At 69.5% G+C, this 16,655-nt stretch carries 12 protein-coding genes; 3 read left to right on the top strand and 9 right to left on the bottom strand.

The features are described 5' to 3' along the window. Window positions 1–136: 136 nt before the first annotated feature. From ACWFR4_RS36685 to thyX, 3 genes are all read right to left on the bottom strand, one after another. Window positions 137–1,822: a ribonuclease J gene (locus tag ACWFR4_RS36685; RefSeq protein WP_453469712.1), complete on the bottom strand. Its 1,686-nt coding sequence runs from the start codon at window positions 1,820–1,822 to the stop codon at window positions 137–139. 135 nt (window positions 1,823–1,957) lie between these two features. Further along, a complete protein-coding gene (gene dapA, locus ACWFR4_RS36680) occupies window positions 1,958–2,857 on the bottom strand; it encodes a 4-hydroxy-tetrahydrodipicolinate synthase (protein ID WP_453469356.1) in 900 nt (299 codons plus the stop codon). Window positions 2,858–3,065: 208 nt separating this feature from the next. Continuing rightward, complete coding sequence (gene thyX / locus ACWFR4_RS36675; RefSeq protein WP_100595173.1) at window positions 3,066–3,806, bottom strand: FAD-dependent thymidylate synthase; 741 nt, start codon at window positions 3,804–3,806, stop codon at window positions 3,066–3,068. A gap of 256 nt (window positions 3,807–4,062) precedes the next feature. Here thyX and ACWFR4_RS36670 point away from each other — a divergent pair, with 256 nt between their 5' ends. Together ACWFR4_RS36670 and ACWFR4_RS36665 are read left to right on the top strand one after the other, a co-directional pair. Then, on the top strand, window positions 4,063–4,302 hold the full coding sequence (locus ACWFR4_RS36670) for a hypothetical protein (protein WP_227297627.1): 240 nt from the start codon (window positions 4,063–4,065) through the stop codon (window positions 4,300–4,302). Window positions 4,303–4,406: 104 nt separating this feature from the next. Next, window positions 4,407–4,967, top strand: a complete 561-nt coding sequence (locus ACWFR4_RS36665; RefSeq protein WP_453469355.1) for a PH domain-containing protein — start codon at window positions 4,407–4,409, stop codon at window positions 4,965–4,967. Window positions 4,968–5,039: 72 nt separating this feature from the next. On the opposite strand, the gene ACWFR4_RS36660 is transcribed toward ACWFR4_RS36665, so the two are convergent. The 6 genes from ACWFR4_RS36660 to eccD form a co-directional block, all read right to left on the bottom strand. Beyond that, the gene (locus ACWFR4_RS36660; RefSeq protein WP_453656157.1) at window positions 5,040–5,492 is read right to left on the bottom strand and encodes a tetratricopeptide repeat protein; all 453 of its coding nucleotides are present in this window, start codon (window positions 5,490–5,492) and stop codon (window positions 5,040–5,042) included. 8 nt (window positions 5,493–5,500) lie between these two features. After that, window positions 5,501–6,256, bottom strand: a complete 756-nt coding sequence (dapB, locus tag ACWFR4_RS36655; RefSeq protein ID WP_453469467.1) for a 4-hydroxy-tetrahydrodipicolinate reductase — start codon at window positions 6,254–6,256, stop codon at window positions 5,501–5,503. Window positions 6,257–6,292: 36 nt separating this feature from the next. Continuing rightward, a complete protein-coding gene (locus tag ACWFR4_RS36650) occupies window positions 6,293–7,672 on the bottom strand; it encodes a M16 family metallopeptidase (RefSeq protein WP_453656156.1) in 1,380 nt (459 codons plus the stop codon). After that, the gene (locus ACWFR4_RS36645; RefSeq protein WP_453468360.1) at window positions 7,669–9,885 is read right to left on the bottom strand and encodes a polyribonucleotide nucleotidyltransferase; all 2,217 of its coding nucleotides are present in this window, start codon (window positions 9,883–9,885) and stop codon (window positions 7,669–7,671) included. Before ACWFR4_RS36645 ends, ACWFR4_RS36650 begins: the two co-directional genes overlap by 4 nt. A 377-nt stretch (window positions 9,886–10,262) precedes the next feature. Beyond that, window positions 10,263–10,550 carry a 30S ribosomal protein S15 gene (rpsO, locus tag ACWFR4_RS36640; RefSeq protein ID WP_100595166.1) on the bottom strand — a complete coding sequence of 96 codons (288 nt, stop codon included), beginning with the start codon at window positions 10,548–10,550 and terminating at the stop codon, window positions 10,263–10,265. Between the two features lie 192 nt (window positions 10,551–10,742). Next, window positions 10,743–12,257 (bottom strand): type VII secretion integral membrane protein EccD, encoded by a 1,515-nt coding sequence (gene eccD, locus ACWFR4_RS36635; RefSeq protein WP_453656155.1) that lies wholly within the window; start codon window positions 12,255–12,257, stop codon window positions 10,743–10,745. A 314-nt stretch (window positions 12,258–12,571) separates the two neighbouring features. On the opposite strand from eccD, the gene eccCa reads away from it, so the two are divergent. Further along, entirely contained in the window at window positions 12,572–16,540 is a 3,969-nt protein-coding gene (gene eccCa, locus ACWFR4_RS36630) for a type VII secretion protein EccCa (protein WP_453656154.1), read from the top strand. The last annotated feature ends 115 nt before the right edge of the window (window positions 16,541–16,655 follow it).

Below are 16,655 nucleotides of genomic sequence, written 5' to 3'. Positions count from 1 at the left end.
ATCATCACCCCCCCCCCAACGAGGCTTCGTACGTCGCTCTAACCCCCCCCGGCCCCCCCCCCGCGCGCGACCCTCCAACCCCGCCGGCCGGCCCCCCACCCTAACCACCCCCCCCCCCCCCCGCTCCTCAGGTGCTTCAGACCTCTACGACGACCGGGAGGATCATCGGGCGCCGACGGTAGGTGTCGGAGACCCACTTGCCCAGTGTGCGGCGGATGAGCTGCTGCAGCTGGTGGGGTTCGACGACACCGTCCTGGGCCGACTTGTCCAGGACTTCCTGGATCCGCGGCATGACAGCGCTGAACGCCGAATCGTCGATGCCGGAGCCGCGCGCCTGGACGGTCGGGCCGCTGGTGATCTTGCCGGTGCTGGAGTCCACCACCACAAAGACCGAGATGATGCCCTCGTCACCGAGGATCTTGCGGTCCTTGAGCGCGGGTTCACCGACGTCGCCGACCGAGAGGCCGTCCACGTAGACGTAACCGGCCTGGACCTTGCCGACGATCTTGGCCTTGCCCTCGACGAGGTCGACGACGACGCCGTCCTCGGCGATCACGATGCGGTCGTGCGGGACGCCGGTGAGGGCGCCGAGCTCGGCGTTGGCGCGCAGGTGGCGCCATTCGCCGTGGACCGGCATCAGGTTCTTCGGCTTGCAGATGTTGTAGAAGTACAGCAGCTCGCCGGCCGAGGCGTGGCCCGAGACGTGGACCTTGGCGTTGCCCTTGTGGACGACGTTCGCGCCCCAGCGGGTCAGGCCGTTGATGACGCGGTAGACCGCGTTCTCGTTGCCCGGGATCAGGGACGACGCCAGGATCACCGTGTCGCCGGAGACGATCCGGATCTGGTGGTCGCGGTTGGCCATGCGGGACAGCGCGGCCATCGGCTCGCCCTGCGAGCCGGTGCAGACGAGGACGATCTCGTTGTCCGGGAGGTCGTCGAGCGTCTTGACGTCCACGACCAGGCCCGGCGGGACCTTCAGGTAGCCGAGATCACGGGCGATGCCCATGTTCCGCACCATCGAGCGGCCGACGAAGGCAACCCGGCGGCCGTACTCGTGGGCGGCGTCCAGGATCTGCTGGATGCGGTGCACGTGGCTGGCGAAGGAGGCGACGATGATGCGCTTCTGCGCGCCCGCGAAGACGCCGCGGATCACGTTCGAGATGTCGCGCTCGGGCGGGACGAAACCCGGGACCTCGGCGTTCGTCGAGTCGGTGAGGAGAAGGTCGATGCCTTCCTCGCCGAGCTTGGCGAACGTGGGGAGGTCGGTGAGGCGGCGGTCCAGCGGGAGCTGGTCCATCTTGAAGTCGCCCGTGTGGACCACCATGCCGGCCGGCGTGCGGATGGCTACCGCGAGCGCGTCCGGGATGGAGTGGTTGACCGCCACGAACTGGCAGTCGAAGGGGCCCAGACGTTCGCGGTCGCCCTCGGCGACCTCAAGCGTGTACGGGCGGATGCGGTGCTCCTGCAGCTTCGCCTCGATGAGGGCGAGCGTCAGCTTGGAGCCGATCAGCGGGATGTCCGGCTTCTCCCGCAGGAGGTACGGAACGCCGCCGATGTGGTCCTCGTGGCCGTGCGTGAGCACGATGCCGTCGATGTCGTCGAGGCGGTCCCTGATGGACGTGAAGTCCGGCAGGATCAGGTCGATGCCGGGCTGCTCCTCCTCGGGGAAGAGCACGCCGCAGTCGACGATGAGCAGGCGGCCGTCGTACTCGAAGACCGTCATGTTGCGGCCGATCTCACCGAGGCCGCCGAGCGGGGTGACGCGCAGGCCGCCCTTCGGGAGCTTCGGCGGGGCGCCGAGTTCAGGATGCGGATGACTCAAAAGACTCTCCTGACCACGCGCGCCACGTACCTGTAAGGCACGTGGCGCGCGTGACGTTCGTGCAGTAGCAGTTGTCTTGTGTGGGTGCAGGAGCTGTGTCCTGCGGTCGTGCGTATTCAGTTGTGAAGTCTGTGTTTAGAGCTGTACCCCGCCGGCGGCGAGATCGATCTTGAGCTGGGCGGTCTCGTCGGACGTCAGCTCCACGAGGGGCAGGCGCAGCGGTCCGGCGGGCTGGCCCTGGAGGGCGAGCGCCGCCTTGGTCGTGATGACGCCCTGTGTGCGGAACATGCCGGTGAAGACCGGGAGCAGCTTCTGGTGGATCTCGGTGGCCTTCTGCACGTCGCCGCTGACGAACGCGTCGAGCATGGCGCGCAGGTCGGGGGTGACGACGTGGCCGACGACGGAGACGAAGCCGACCGCGCCCACGGAGAGCAGCGGCAGGTTGAGCATGTCGTCGCCGGAGTACCAGGCGAGGCCGGAGCGGGCGATGGCCCAGCTGGCGCGGCCGAGGTCGCCCTTGGCGTCCTTGTTGGCGACGATGCGCGGGTGCTCGGCGAGGCGGACGATCGTCTCGGTGTTGATGGGTACGCCGCTGCGGCCCGGGATGTCGTACAGCATCACCGGCAGTTCGGTGGCGTCGGCGATCGCGGTGAAGTGCCGCAGGAGGCCTTCCTGCGGGGGCTTGTTGTAGTACGGCGTCACCGTGAGCAGGCCGTGCGCTCCGGCCTTTTCGGCGGCGCGGGCGAGCTCGATGCTGTGGTGGGTGTCGTTCGTACCGACGCCGGCAATGACGTGGGCACGGTCGCCGACCGCCTGTCGTACGGCTCGTACGAGATCCGATTTCTCCGCGTCGCTGGTGGTCGGGGACTCGCCGGTGGTGCCGTTGACGACGAGTCCGTCGTTGCCTGCGTCCACCAGATGGGCGGCGAGTCGCTGCGCGCCATCGAGGTCAAGTGCGCCGTCCGCCGTGAACGGCGTGACCATAGCGGTGAGGACCCGCCCGAAGGGGGTCTGCGGAGTGGAGGTCGGAGCCATGGGTAATACGCTACTCGCTGCTCAGCGCACGGTCCCCCCTCGGGGGATGCCAGGGGGTGTGGCGGGGATGGATCCCGGCACTGCCTGCTCGGGGGTTCAGGCAGTGCCGGGTCCGTTTGATCAGGCTAGATGAACTTTCCGAAATGCCGCAATCCGGACACTTCACACGGCTGAACCGTACATCTGTGCCGTATCCACGCTTCCTCGGCTACGGAGCGACCCGGCCGTTCCCGTTGAACGCGGCGTAGGTGAGCGGCATGAGCTTGGCCCACTCCGCCTCCATTTTCTCGCCGACCATCTCGATCTCCCGCTGCGGGAAGGACGGGACCTTGGCCAGCTCGTGCTGGGTGCGCAGGCCGAGGAAGTGCATCAGGGAGCGCGCGTTGCACGTCGCGTACATCGAGGAGAAGAGGCCGACCGGGAGGACCGAACGGGCCACCTCGCGGGCGACGCCCGCGGCGAGCATCTCCTGGTACGCCTCGTACGCCTGGCGGTACGAGTCCTCCATCACGCGGCCGGTGAGCTCCTGCTGGCCTTGCGTGCCCTCGACGAACTGGTACTTGCCGGGGCGGCCCTGCTGGACCAGCTTGCGGGAGGCCTCCGGGACGTAGAAGACCGGCTGGAGCTCCCTGTAGCGGCCCGACTCCTCGTTGTACGACCAGCCCGCGCGGTGTCGCATGAACTCGCGGAACACGAAGATCGGGGCGTTGATGAAGAACGTCATCGAGTTGTGCTCGAAGGGGCTGCCGTGACGGTCCCGCATCAGGAAGTTGATCAGGCCCTTGGAGCGCTCCGGGTCCTTGGTCAGCTCGTCGAGGGACTGCTCTCCCGCGGTGGAGACGCGGGCGGCGAACAGCACGTCGGTGTCGCTCGCGGTGTGCTTGACCAGCTCGACCGTCACGTCGCCGCGGAAGGTCGGCTTGAGGTCGTCAGCAGGGGTTTCGGTCACGGTTCGAGGGGTCCTTCCATCACTTCACTCGGGCGGCGCCCACTCTACGGGCAGGCACTGACAACGGGGCATTCGGTCGTGCCTCGCGACATTCCGATCCGAACAACGCCGAACTTCTGTGAATTCGGCGAAACAGGGCACCTTTTGATGCATCCGTGCGTCTGTATGGGTAACGGGCGGTTCGTTCGCCGCTCTCCGCGCTCTCGGCGCTTCGATGACCTGAACGTTTCGATCTTGACGAGGAGAAGCAGCACCCATGTTCCGTCGGCGCGAGCCAGTTCCGTTCGCCTTCATCGCCGAAGCCGACAAGTTCCGCAGTAACGTCACTCCACCCCCGCGCGAACGCGCTTCGGCCGGCCAGATCGCCGGTCGCTCGCTCGTCGGCCTCACCGTCGTCGCCGGGCTCGTGGGCGCTCTGCTCCTGGGGATGCCCGCCCTGTCGTCCGGTCAGGCACCGGCGCACACGCAGCAGTCCGAAGCGTCCGACGGCCGCTGACGGCCTGCCCCCGTCCGGCCCCCCAGGGGTGGAAGGCAGGCGCACGCCTAGGTAGCCTCACCGGGCACAGCCCGAATACAGCGTGGATTGAGTGAGGACCAGTCGTGCCCCTGCCCTTCCTGACGGCCGACCGCGCTTTTGACGAGGTGGCCGACGATGTCGCGCTGCCTTTCGACGATCGCGACCAATGGCGGCGTCCCTACCGGCCGGGGCCGTGGCGCGTGGGATTCGCCGCGCTGCTCCTGCTGCTCGCCTCGTACGTCATGTTCGCCGCGGTGATCATCGCCTTCACGGGTGGCCTCGGCGGCGGCGCGGTGTGCGGCGTCATCGCCCTGCTCATCATCGGGGCGGCCCTGCGCCTGCTGCGGGTGGGTACGTGGGTGAGCGCGCACGGCCTGCGCCGTGTGGCCTTCTTCCAGACCCAGACGGTCCCGTGGGCCCAGGTCGTGACGGTCCGTACCGTCCAGCAGCCGGTCCGCTGGCTCGGACTCCCCCGCACGGTGCAGGGGCAGGCGCTGCTCCTCGTACGGCGGGACAAGGCCGATGAGATGTCCGCCCTGGTCACCAGTCACGGTGCGGACTTCCTTGCGCGGACCGAGGCCTTCGACCGGGCGTCGGACGCCATCGAGGTGTGGGCCGACGAGTACCGGCCGCACCAGGCCTGAACCAGGCATACGTGAAGGGCCGCGCCGGATCACCGGCGCGGCCCTTCACGCGTACTCGGGACGCACACGTCCTCAGACGCTGACCGTCCGGCCCTCCTGGAGGGCGATGGCGCGCTGCATCGCCTTGCGGGCGCGCGGCGTGTCCCGGGCGTCGCGGTAGGCCACGGCGAGGCGGAACCAGCAGCGCCAGTCCCCCGGCGTGTCCTCGGTCTCCGCCTTGCGCCGGACGAAGACCTCGTCGGCGGAGTCGCGGTCGATGCGGCCGTACTGGTCACGGCGCAGCTCGTCCACGGGCAGGCCGCCCTCGGCCTCCAGGCGCTCGGCGAGACGGTTCGCCTTGCGGACGAACTGGGTGTTGGCCCAGAGGAACCAGAGGCCGATCACCGGCAGGATCAGCACGGCCACGCCGAACGTGACGGTGAGCAGGGTGCCCTGCTCGATGAGGAGCAGGCCGCGGCTGCCGACCAGGACGAAGTAGAAGACCAGGACGAGGGCGGTGACGAGGTAGGTGAGCTTTGCGCGCATGAGGTCCGTCAGACGTTCAGGTCGAGGAAGTGTTCCAGGCCGAAGGTGAGGCCGGGAGTGGTCACGACACGGCGGGCGCCGAGCAGGATGCCCGGCATGAAACTGCTGTGGTGCAGCGAGTCGTGGCGGATGGTCAGCGTCTCGCCCTCGCCGCCCAGGAGGACCTCCTGGTGGGCGAGGAGGCCGCGCATGCGCACGGAGTGAACCGGGACGCCGTCGACGTCCGCGCCGCGGGCGCCGTCGAGAGCGGTGGCCGTGGCGTCCGGCTGCGGGGCGCTGCCGGCCTTCTCGCGGGCCGCCGCGATGAGCTGCGCCGTACGGGCGGCCGTGCCACTGGGCGCGTCCACCTTCTTCGGGTGGTGCAGCTCGATGACCTCGACGGACTCGAAGTACGGCGCCGCCGCCTCGGCGAACTTCATGGTGAGGACGGCCCCGATGGAGAAGTTCGGGGCGATGAGCACACCGGTCCGCGGGGAGTCCGCGAGCCAGGTGGTGAGCTTGGCGAGGCGGTCGTCGGTCCAGCCGGTGGTGCCGACGACGGCGTGGATGCCGTGGCGTACGCAGAAGTCGAGGTTGTCCATCACCGAGTCGGGCGTGGTCAGTTCGACCGCGACCTGGGCGCCGGACTCCGCGAGGGTCTCCAGCTTGTCGCCCCGGCCGAGGGCCGCGACCAGTTCCATGTCTTCGGCGGCCTCGACGGCCCGTACGGCCTCGGAGCCGATGCGGCCCCCGGCGCCGAGGACCGCCACGCGCAGCTTGCTCATCTTCTTCGTTCCTTACGCGAGTTGCGAACGGGTGGGCTATGCCACCGCTTCGTGCAGGCGCGCCGCCTGCTTGTCCTTGAGCGGGCCGATGACCGACAGCGAGGGGCGCTGTCCCAGGATGTCGCGGGCCACCGCGCGCACCTCGTCGGGGGTGACCGAGGCGATCTCCTCCAGCATGTCGCTGACGGACATCTGCTCGCCCCAGCAGAGCTCGCTCTTGCCGATGCGGTTCATGAGCGCGCCGGTGTCCTCGAGGCCGAGGACCGTGGAGCCGGAGAGCTGGCCGATGGCGCGGCTGATCTCGTCGTCGGACAGACCGTGCTCCGCGACGTGGGCGAGCTCGTCGCGGCAGATCTTGAGCACGTCGTGCACCTGGCTCGGCCGGCAGCCCGCGTAGACCCCGAAGAGGCCGCAGTCCGAGAAGCCCGAGGTGTACGAGTACACGCTGTAGGCGAGGCCGCGCTTCTCCCTGACCTCCTGGAAGAGGCGGGACGACATGCCGCCGCCCAGGGCGGTGTTGAGGACGCCCATGGACCAGCGGCGCTCGTCGGTGCGGGCGAGGCCCGGCATGCCGAGGATGACGTGAGCCTGCTCGGTCTTGCGGCCGAGGAGTTCCATGCGGCCCGCTGCGCGCACGGGCTTGCGGCCGTCGCGCGGGGCCGTGGGGACGGCGTCGGTGCGGGTGAGGGCGCCGGCCTTCTCGAAGGCGGCACGCACCTGGCGTACGACCTTGTTGTGGTCGACGTTCCCCGCGGCCGCGACGACGAGGTGCGTCGGGTCGTAGTGCTTCTTGTAGAAGCGGGCGATCTGGCCGCGGTTGAGCGCGTTGATCGTGTCGACCGTGCCGAGGACCGGGCGGCCGAGCGGGGTGTCGCCGAGCATGGTGTGCGCGAACAGGTCGTGCACGCAGTCGCCCGGGTCGTCCTCCGTCATGGCGATCTCTTCGAGGATCACGCCGCGCTCGGCGTCGACGTCCGCCTCCTCGATGAGGGAGCCGGTCAGCATGTCGCAGACGACATCGATCGCGAGGGGGAGGTCGGTGTCGAGCACGCGCGCGTAGTAGCACGTGTACTCCTTCGCCGTGAAGGCGTTCATCTCGCCGCCGACCGCGTCGATCGTCGAGGAGATGTCGAGGGCGCTCCGGCGGGAGGTGCCCTTGAAGAGGAGGTGCTCGAGGTAATGCGTCGCGCCGTTCAGCGTGGGTGTCTCGTCGCGGGAGCCGACGTTCGCCCAGATCCCGAAGGTCGCGGAGCGTACGGAGGGCAGCGTCTCGGTGACGATCCGCAGGCCGCCGGGGAGGGTGGTCCTGCGGACCGTACCGATGCCGTTCTCGCCCTTGATCAGGGTTTGGGTACGGGCGACGGCCCGCGCCTCCGAGGAGGTGCGGGCCGTCGCCTTGGAGCTACGGGACGTCACTTGTCGGTGTCGTCCTTCGTCTCGTCGCCCTCTTCGCCCTCGACGACGGGGATGAGGGAGAGCTTGCCGCGGGAGTCGATCTCGGCGATCTCGACCTGGACCTTGGCGCCCACGCCGAGAACGTCCTCGACGTTCTCCACGCGCTTGCCGCCGGCCAGCTTGCGGATCTGCGAGATGTGCAGCAGGCCGTCCTTGCCCGGGAGCAGGGACACGAACGCACCGAAGGTCGTCGTCTTCACGACGGTGCCCAGGTAGCGCTCGCCGACCTCCGGCATGGTCGGGTTGGCGATCGAGTTGATCGTGGCGCGCGCGGCCTCGGCCTGCGAGCCCTGCTGGGCACCGATGTAGATGGTGCCGTCGTCCTCGATCGTGATGTCGGCGCCGGTGTCCTCCTGGATCTGGTTGATCATCTTGCCCTTCGGGCCGATGACCTCACCGATCTTGTCCACGGGGATCTTGACCGTGATGATCCGCGGGGCGTTCGGGGACATCTCGTCCGGCGTGTCGATCGCTTCCATCATCACGTCGAGGATGTGGAGGCGGGCGTCGCGGGCCTGCTTGAGGGCCGCGGCCAGGACGGAGGCCGGGATGCCGTCCAGCTTGGTGTCGAGCTGGAGAGCGGTGACGAACTCCTTGGTGCCGGCGACCTTGAAGTCCATGTCACCGAAGGCGTCCTCCGCACCGAGGATGTCGGTGAGGGCGACGTAGTGCGTCTCGCCCTTGATCTCCTGGGAGATCAGGCCCATGGCGATACCGGCGACGGGGGCCTTCAGCGGCACACCGGCGTTCAGCAGCGACATGGTGGAGGCGCAGACCGAGCCCATGGACGTCGAGCCGTTGGAACCGAGGGCCTCGGAGACCTGACGGATCGCGTACGGGAACTCCTCGCGCGTCGGCAGGACCGGCACGATGGCGCGCTCGGCGAGCGCGCCGTGGCCGATCTCGCGGCGCTTCGGGGAGCCGACGCGGCCCGTCTCGCCGACCGAGTAGGGCGGGAAGTTGTAGTTGTGCATGTAGCGCTTGCGGGTCACCGGGGAAAGGGTGTCCAGCTGCTGCTCCATACGGAGCATGTTGAGGGTGGTGACGCCCAGGATCTGGGTCTCGCCACGCTCGAAGAGCGCCGAGCCGTGCACGCGCGGGATGGCCTCGACCTCGGCGGCGAGCGTACGGATGTCCGTGACGCCACGGCCGTCGATGCGGACCTTGTCCTTGATGACGCGCTCGCGGACCAGCTTCTTGGTCAGCGCGCGGTACGCAGCGGAGATCTCCTTCTCGCGGCCCTCGAACTGCGGGAGCAGCTTCTCGGCGGCGATCTCCTTGACGCGGTCCAGCTCGGCCTCGCGGTCCTGCTTGCCGGCGATGGTGAGCGCCTGGGCGAGCTCGCTCGTGACCGCGGCGGTCAGGGCCTCGAAGACGTCGTCCTGGTAGTCCAGGAAGATCGGGAACTCGCCGGTCGGCTTGGCGGCCTTGGCGGCCAGCTCCGACTGGGCCTTGCAAAGCACCTTGATGAAGGGCTTCGCGGCCTCGAGACCGGCGGCGACGACCTCCTCGGTCGGCGCCTGGGCGCCGCCCTTGACGAGCTCGATGGTCTTCTCGGTGGCCTCGGCCTCGACCATCATGATCGCGACGTCGCCGTCCTCGAGAACGCGACCGGCGACGACCATGTCGAAGACGGCGTCCTCGAGCTCGGTGTGCGTCGGGAACGCGACCCACTGGCCCTTGATCAGCGCGACACGGGTGCCGCCGACCGGGCCGGAGAAGGGCAGGCCGGCCAGCTGCGTGGAGCAGGAGGCGGCGTTGATGGCGACCACGTCGTACAGGTGGTCGGGGTTGAGCGCCATGATGGTCTCGACGACCTGGATCTCGTTGCGAAGGCCCTTCTTGAAGGACGGACGCAGCGGGCGGTCGATGAGGCGGCAGGTTAGGACCGCGTCCTCGGAGGGACGGCCCTCACGGCGGAAGAAGGAGCCGGGGATCTTGCCGGCCGAGTACATCCGCTCCTCGACGTCCACCGTCAGGGGGAAGAAGTCGAGCTGGTCCTTGGGCTTCTTCGAAGCGGTCGTGGCCGACAGCACCATGGTGTCGTCGTCCAGGTACGCCACGGCGGAGCCGGCGGCCTGACGGGCCAGACGGCCCGTCTCGAAGCGGATGGTGCGGGTGCCGAAGGTGCCGTTGTCAATGACGGCCTCGGCGTAGTGGGTCTCGTTCTCCACTAGCGTTTTCTCCGTTACTTTTCGTCTTTTGTCCCGTTCCGCCCGTGTGGCGGAGGGACGGGGCCGGAGAAGCGCGCCTTGTGTGCGGGCCGGTCTTCGATCGAAGCACCCGGGGTGGACGGGATCCGTCTCCCGGGGGCCACTACCGAGGACCGGCGGCGGCGAGGGTGCGCTTCTCCTCGTGCGGTGATGCGTCGCGGTGATGCGGTGCAACTGGGTGCGGTGCATCGAAGCGGTGCATGCATGTGGTGATGCGTGCGTGGTGCGTGCGGTGGTGCTTTTGTCGTGCGTCCAGACTACAAAGCGTCTATGACACTTCGCACGTACAGCAAAGGGAGCGGCCCCCTGTCAGTGGGAACCGCTCCCTTCACGGCGTCTTAGCGGGCGCCGGCCGCACCGCGGCGGATGCCGAGGCGCTCGACCAGCGCACGGAAGCGCTGAATGTCCTTCTTGGCCAGGTACTGCAGAAGGCGGCGACGCTGGCCGACCAGGATCAGCAGACCACGACGGGAGTGGTGGTCGTGCTTGTGCGTCTTGAGGTGCTCGGTCAGGTCCGAGATCCGGCGGGACAGCATGGCGACCTGGACCTCGGGGGAGCCGGTGTCGCCCTCCTTCTGGCCGAACTCGGTGATGATCTGCTTCTTCGTAGCGGCGTCGAGCGACACGCGTACTCCTCGTAGTCTTTTCGTGGCCACCGAGTGCCCCTGGTCCACATCTCAGGGGAGCTTCCGTTACTCGGGAGGCGAGGTCCGCTGGGCGCAGTCTTCAGATTCCGGGGAAACCGGAGACCTGAGGGCGCGTACACAAACGGCCGTCACACAGCGTACCAGCCACTCCGTGTGCATCCGACCGCCCGGTCAGCCGGTCATCGCGCGGGCCTGTGCGTACACGTCGAAGACGGCGAGCGTCAGCGGGACCAGCGTGAGCAGGACGAACGTCTCCGCGATCTCCATGAAGCGTCCCCAGAAGGGGCTGACTCCGCGGCGGGGCGTGATCAGTCCGATCGACGTGATCAGTGCCGTGGCCACCGCGATCACCGCGACGAGCCAGACCGTGCGGATGTCGAGGGCGGTGCTGTCGCCCTTCCTGAAGAAGTCGTCCAGGTAGTCCAGCGGCGGGTGGAGGGAGAGGCCGAGGCCCAGCAGGACGAGAGAGGCGAGGCCGGCGGCGAGGAGGGAGGCGACCTGCGCGGTGTAGCGGAAGAGCTGGGCGCGCATCAGCATCGCGACGCCGGTGGCGAAGGCGAGGAGCTGGCCCCACACGTCGTGCGAGAAGCCGAGGACGGCCGCGGCGCCGACGGACACCAGGGCGCAGCCGCCGACCAGGCCGACGAGCAGCTCATGGCCGCGGCGGGCCTGGGCCGCGATGCGGTCGGCCTCGACGGGCTCCTGGGTCGCGGGGTCGTTGCCGTACTCGCCGCGGGCCATGCTCGGGGGTTCGAAACCGATGGGGAGGCGGGCGAAGCGCATGGAGAGGCCCGGCAGGAAGGCGAGGGCCCCTACGGAGAGCGGCGCGCACAGGCCGGCGGTCTCCACGGCCGTCAGGTCCGTGAGGATGGCGATGAACGTCGTGAGCACCCCGACGGCCGATGCGAAGACGAAGGCCACGAAGGGACCGTCGCCGCCCGGCGAGACCAGGGTGAGGACCACGGAGGCGAGCAGTACGGCCGTGCAGGCCAGCAGGAACTGGAGCCGTCCGATCCCCTGGTGGTCGGCGAGGGGCAGCAGACCGGAGCCCGCCACCGCCACGTTCGGCAGGGCGCCGAGTCCCAGGGCGACGGCCGAGCCGCGGTCGTCGTAGACCCTGGCGCGCACGCAGGCGAGGACGACGAGGAGAAGGCCGGCCACCGCGGCGAGGACGCCCTGGAGGCTGTTCATGTCGTGGTGCGGCTCGGCCGTCCACGTGACGAAGGCCAGGAGGGCGGGCAGGACGCCGCCGCCGATGAGTCCGGCGCCGCGGGTCAGGTCGCCGTTCCACAGGGTGCGGTCGCGGGTGACGGCCGAGGCGACCGCTTCGGAGACGTCGTCGAAGACGGCCGGCGGCAGCGACTCGGAGAACGGGCGCAGGGTGAGCAGCTCGCCGTCGAGGATGCGCTGCGCGGCGAAGGACCGGGCGCTGTCGAGGACGGTGCCGTCGCGGCGTACGAGGTGGTAGCCGACCGGCGCGCCCTCGGCGGGGCCCTGCTGGGAGAGCCGCAGGATCTCCGGGTTGAGGTCGGCGACCGGGACGTCGTCGGGCAGTGCGACATCGATCCGGCTGTCGGGCGCGACGATGGTGACGCGGCAGAAGCCGAGGCCCGTGCCGGCCCCCGAAGGGGCTCCGGTGCCCGCTCCGCCGGTCGCGCCGGCCGTCGCGGAAGCGGAAGCCGTCATGCTCACCTGCTGTTCCCCCTCAGTTGGTGTGTCCGGTGATGCAGCCGGATGTGGAGGTGTTGTGTACGTCGCTCGCGCGCGTCCCCGCCGCCTGTCAACGAGGCTTCCAGGACCGGCGTTAGCGGGCCCGCTCGCTCCCGACCGCGTGAAATGCCCTGTTTCCCGGGCGGATCCGCGGTCCTCGACTGCACCTCCGGCACCCTACCGCCCACCGTTGTCAGTGGCCGTCAGTAGGATCGCAAATCACGATCGACGTCCGCCTGACACGGGGCGGCGGACGGAACACCTCGGTCCGGCAAGGGAATTGGTGCGAAGTGAGTCACATCGTCGTGAAGCGCCCGCCTCGGGCGCTGCCGTCCGAAGTGCCCACGGAAGAGGTGGTCCTGCAGCCTCCGCCCGAGCTGCCACGTGGGCAGCAGGAAGGCGCGATGATGCAGCTCCTGCCGATGCTCGGCATGGGCGGATCCGTTGTCTTCTTCTTCAACGGCCAGGGTGGGCCGTTCATGAAGATCATGGGCATGGTGATGATCGCGTCGACCCTGGCCATGGGCATCGCGATGCTGGTGCGCTACCGGCGCGGCTCGCAGGGCCAGATGTCGGACATGCGCCGCGACTATCTGCGTTATCTGTCGCAAACCCGGCGCGATGCCACGAAGACCGCGAGGAAGCAGCGCGACGCGCAGTACTACCTGCACCCCTCCCCCGAGCAGTTGTGGGCGCTCGTCGCCGAGGGCAGCCGCGTCTGGGAGCGGCGCACGGGCGACGAGGACTTCGGGCAGGTGCGTGTCGGCCTCGGCCCGCAAGGGCTCGCCACTCCGCTGGTGCCCCCGCAAACCGCGCCCGTGGACGAGTTGGAGCCTCTGACGGCGGGCGCCATGCAGCGCTTCCTCGCCGCGCACGGCACGCTCGAGGACCTGCCGATGGCGGTCTCGCTGCGGGCCTTCTACCACGTGACGGTCAGCGGCGAGCCGCAGACGGTGCGCGGCACGGCCCGCGCCGTCGTCGCCTCGCTCGCGTCGCTGCACTCCCCCGAGGACCTGGTGATCGCCGTGGCGACGGGCCGGGCGGCCGCGCCGCAGTGGGAGTGGGCCAAGTGGCTGCCGCACAGCCAGGCCGCGGGCCAGACGGACGGCGCCGGCAGCCGCCGCCTGATCGCCACCGACCCGATGGAGCTGGAGGCGATGCTGACCACGCGCCTCCAGGGCCGTCCGCGCTTCCACCCCGGTGGGGCGCCCGTCCCCGAGCAGCCGCATCTCGTCGTCGTGCTCGACGGCGTGTCCCTGCCGCCGGTGTCGATGCTGGCCAGCCCCGAAGGCCTGCAGGGTGTGTCCGTCGTCGAGGTCGTGCCCGGCGAGCTGACGACGGGTCGCGGCGACCTCTCGATCGTCGTGCAGCCCCACTCCCTGACGCTGGAGTCGGCGCACGGCGTGGTCTACGAGGGCACGCCCGACCTGCTCTCCTACGAGGCCGCGGACGCGCTGGCACGGCAGTTGGCGCCGCTGCGCATGGCCTCGGGCGGCGACGACGACGAACCGCTCCTGGCGAACCTGGACTTCACGGATCTGCTGAGTCTCGGCGACGCCGCCTCCGTGGACACCAAGCGCACCTGGCGCCCGCGCTCCCAGGCGGAGCGGCTGCGTGTGCCGATCGGCGTCGGCGAGGACGGCCGGCCCGTCATGCTCGACCTCAAGGAAGCGGCTCAGGAGGGCATGGGCCCGCACGGCCTGTGTGTCGGTGCGACGGGTTCCGGAAAGTCGGAGCTCCTGCGCACCCTCGTCCTCGGCCTCGCGGTCACGCACTCCTCCGAGACACTGAACTTCGTGCTCGCCGACTTCAAGGGTGGTGCGACGTTCGCGGGCATGGCCCAGATGCCGCACGTCGCGGCTGTCATCACGAACCTCGCGGACGACCTGACGCTCGTCGACCGCATGGGTGACTCCATCCGCGGTGAGCTCAACCGCCGCCAGGAGATGCTCCGCGACGCGGGCAACTACGCGAACATCCACGACTACGAGAAGGCGCGCGCGGCCGGCGCCCCGCTCCAGCCGATCCCGTCGCTCGTCCTGGTGATCGACGAGTTCAGCGAGCTGTTGACGGCCAAGCCCGACTTCATCGAGATGTTCGTGCAGATCGGCCGCATCGGCCGTTCGCTGGGCGTGCATCTGCTTCTCGCCTCGCAGCGCCTCGAAGAGGGCCGGCTGCGCGGCCTGGAGACCTACCTCTCGTACCGGATCGGACTGCGGACGTTCTCCGCCGCCGAGTCCCGCGCGGCGCTCGGCGTACCCGACGCGTACGAGCTGCCGAACGTGCCGGGTTCCGGCTTCCTGAAGTACGGCACGGACGAGATGGTCCGCTTCAAGGCGGCGTATGTGTCCGGGACCTACCGCTCCGGTTCCGCGCAGACGGCGGTGGCGGGCGGGCCGCTTCCGATGGACCGGCGGCCGGTGCTGTTCACGGCGGCCGAGGTGCCGGTGCAGTACGTCGCCGTGCCCCAGCAGCGCCCCGAGACCGCGCCCACGACCGACGACGCGCTCTCGGACACCGTGCTCGACGTGATCGTGCGCCGCCTCGAGGCCCAGGGTCCGGCGGCCCACCAGGTGTGGCTGCCGCCCCTGGACAGCCCGCCGTCGCTCGACAGTCTCCTTCCCGGCCTCGCCGCAGTGCAGGGCCGCGGTCTCACACAGCCCGGCTACGAGGGCGCGGGACGCCTCATCGTCCCGGCGGGCCTCGTCGACAAGCCGTACGAGCAGCGGCGCGACCCCCTGTGGTGCGACTTCTCGGGTGCGGCCGGCCATATGCAGATCCTGGGCGGCCCACAGTCCGGCAAGTCGACGCTGCTGCGTTCGCTCATCGCCTCGTTCGCCCTGACGCACACCCCGTACGAAGTGCAGTTCTACGGGCTCGACTTCGGTGGTGGCGGTCTGTCGGCCGTCGCCGGGCTGCCGCATGTCGGCGGGGTGGCCTCGCGCCTCGACCCCGAGAAGGTGCGACGCACGGTCGCCGAGGTCTACGGCGTGATGATGCGCCGCGAGGAGTACTTCCGCTCCTCCGGCATCGCCTCGATCGGCGACTTCCGCGCACGCAGGGCGCGCGGCGACATCTCGGTCACCGACCAGCCGTGGGGTGACGTCTTCCTCGTCATCGACGGCTGGGGCAACTTCCGTACGGACTACGAGGGTCTGGAGCCGGCGGTGCTCGACATCGCGGCCCGCGGCCTGGGCTACGGCATCCACCTGGTGCTCACCGCCTCGCGGTCCATGGAGGTCAGGGCGAACATGAAGGACCACCTCATGAACCGCCTCGAGCTGCGGCTCGGCGACACGATGGACTCCGAGTTCGACCGCAAGGTCGCGGCGAACGTGCCGACGGGCGTGCCCGGCCGCGGCCAGTCGCCGCAGAAGCAGCACTTCATGGCGGCGGTCCCGCGGATCGACGGCCTGACATCGGACACGGACCTGGCCGAGGCCACGGCGGCGCTGACCGCCGAGGTGACCCGGCACTGGACGGCGCCCGGCGCCCCCGAAGTGCGGTTGCTTCCACGCGAGTTCGCGGCGGACCGGCTGCCCCCGGGGAACCTGTTCCCGGACCGCGGTGTGTCCTTCGCGCTCGACGAGGACAACCTGGAGCCGGTGTTCCTCGACTTCGAATCGGACCCGTTCTTCCTCATCTTCGGAGAGAGCGAGTCCGGCAAGTCGAACCTGCTGCGCCTGCTCATCAAGCGTCTCACCGAGCGCTACGACGGCGACTCGTGCAAGCTCTTCGTGGTCGACAACCGCCGCGCCCTGCTGGACGTGACCCCGCCGTCGCACCTGGCGGAGTACATCCCCATGTCGAACTCCATGGGGCACCACATGGACGCGCTCGCCGACCTGATGCAGCGGCGTACGCCGACAGCGGAGGTGACAGCGCAGCAGCTGCGGGACCGCAGCTGGTGGCGCGGTCCGAACGTCTTCGTGATCATCGACGACTACGACCTGGTGTCCACGTCGAGCGGGAACCCGCTCTCGGGCCTCACCGAACTACTCCCGTTCGCGCGGGACGTCGGCGTCCGCTTCATCATCGCCCGCTCCTCGGCGGGCGGCGGCCGGGCCGCGTACGAGCCGTTCATCCAGCGGATGAAGGAGCTCGGCGCCCAGGGCCTCGTCCTCGCGGGCGACCCCGGCGAGGGCGACCTCATGGGCGGCGTGCGGCCACGGCCGATGCCGGCGGGCCGTGGCGTCTTCGTCTCGCGCAAGCGGGGGAAGCCGTTGGTCCAGACGGGACTGGTCCCTTCCGACCACTGACGTATAGGGATCGTCATGATTCGGCAAGGTCGCTTGAACTGGCCGAATCTCTCTGGTGAGTTGGATGCGCTGTGTAGTGCCCGTCGCCCTCTTTGAGGGCGACGGGCACTACGGG

It is taken from the genome of Streptomyces sp. NPDC055140, assembly GCF_053607285.1.
The sequence above is the reverse complement of the archived record's forward strand: the minus strand, read 5'-3'. Positions and strand labels throughout refer to the sequence as shown.

Excerpts from the sequence above, each read along its gene's own strand:
- dapA (WP_453469356.1), bottom strand. The coding sequence starts at position 2,857 with ATGGCTCCGACCTCCACTCCGCAGACCCCCTTCGGGCGGGTCCTCACC.
- ACWFR4_RS36670 (WP_227297627.1), top strand. The coding sequence starts at position 4,063 with ATGTTCCGTCGGCGCGAGCCAGTTCCGTTCGCCTTCATCGCCGAAGCC.
- ACWFR4_RS36660 (WP_453656157.1), bottom strand. The coding sequence starts at position 5,492 with ATGCGCGCAAAGCTCACCTACCTCGTCACCGCCCTCGTCCTGGTCTTC.
- dapB (WP_453469467.1), bottom strand. The coding sequence starts at position 6,256 with ATGAGCAAGCTGCGCGTGGCGGTCCTCGGCGCCGGGGGCCGCATCGGC.
- eccD (WP_453656155.1), bottom strand. The coding sequence starts at position 12,257 with ATGACGGCTTCCGCTTCCGCGACGGCCGGCGCGACCGGCGGAGCGGGC.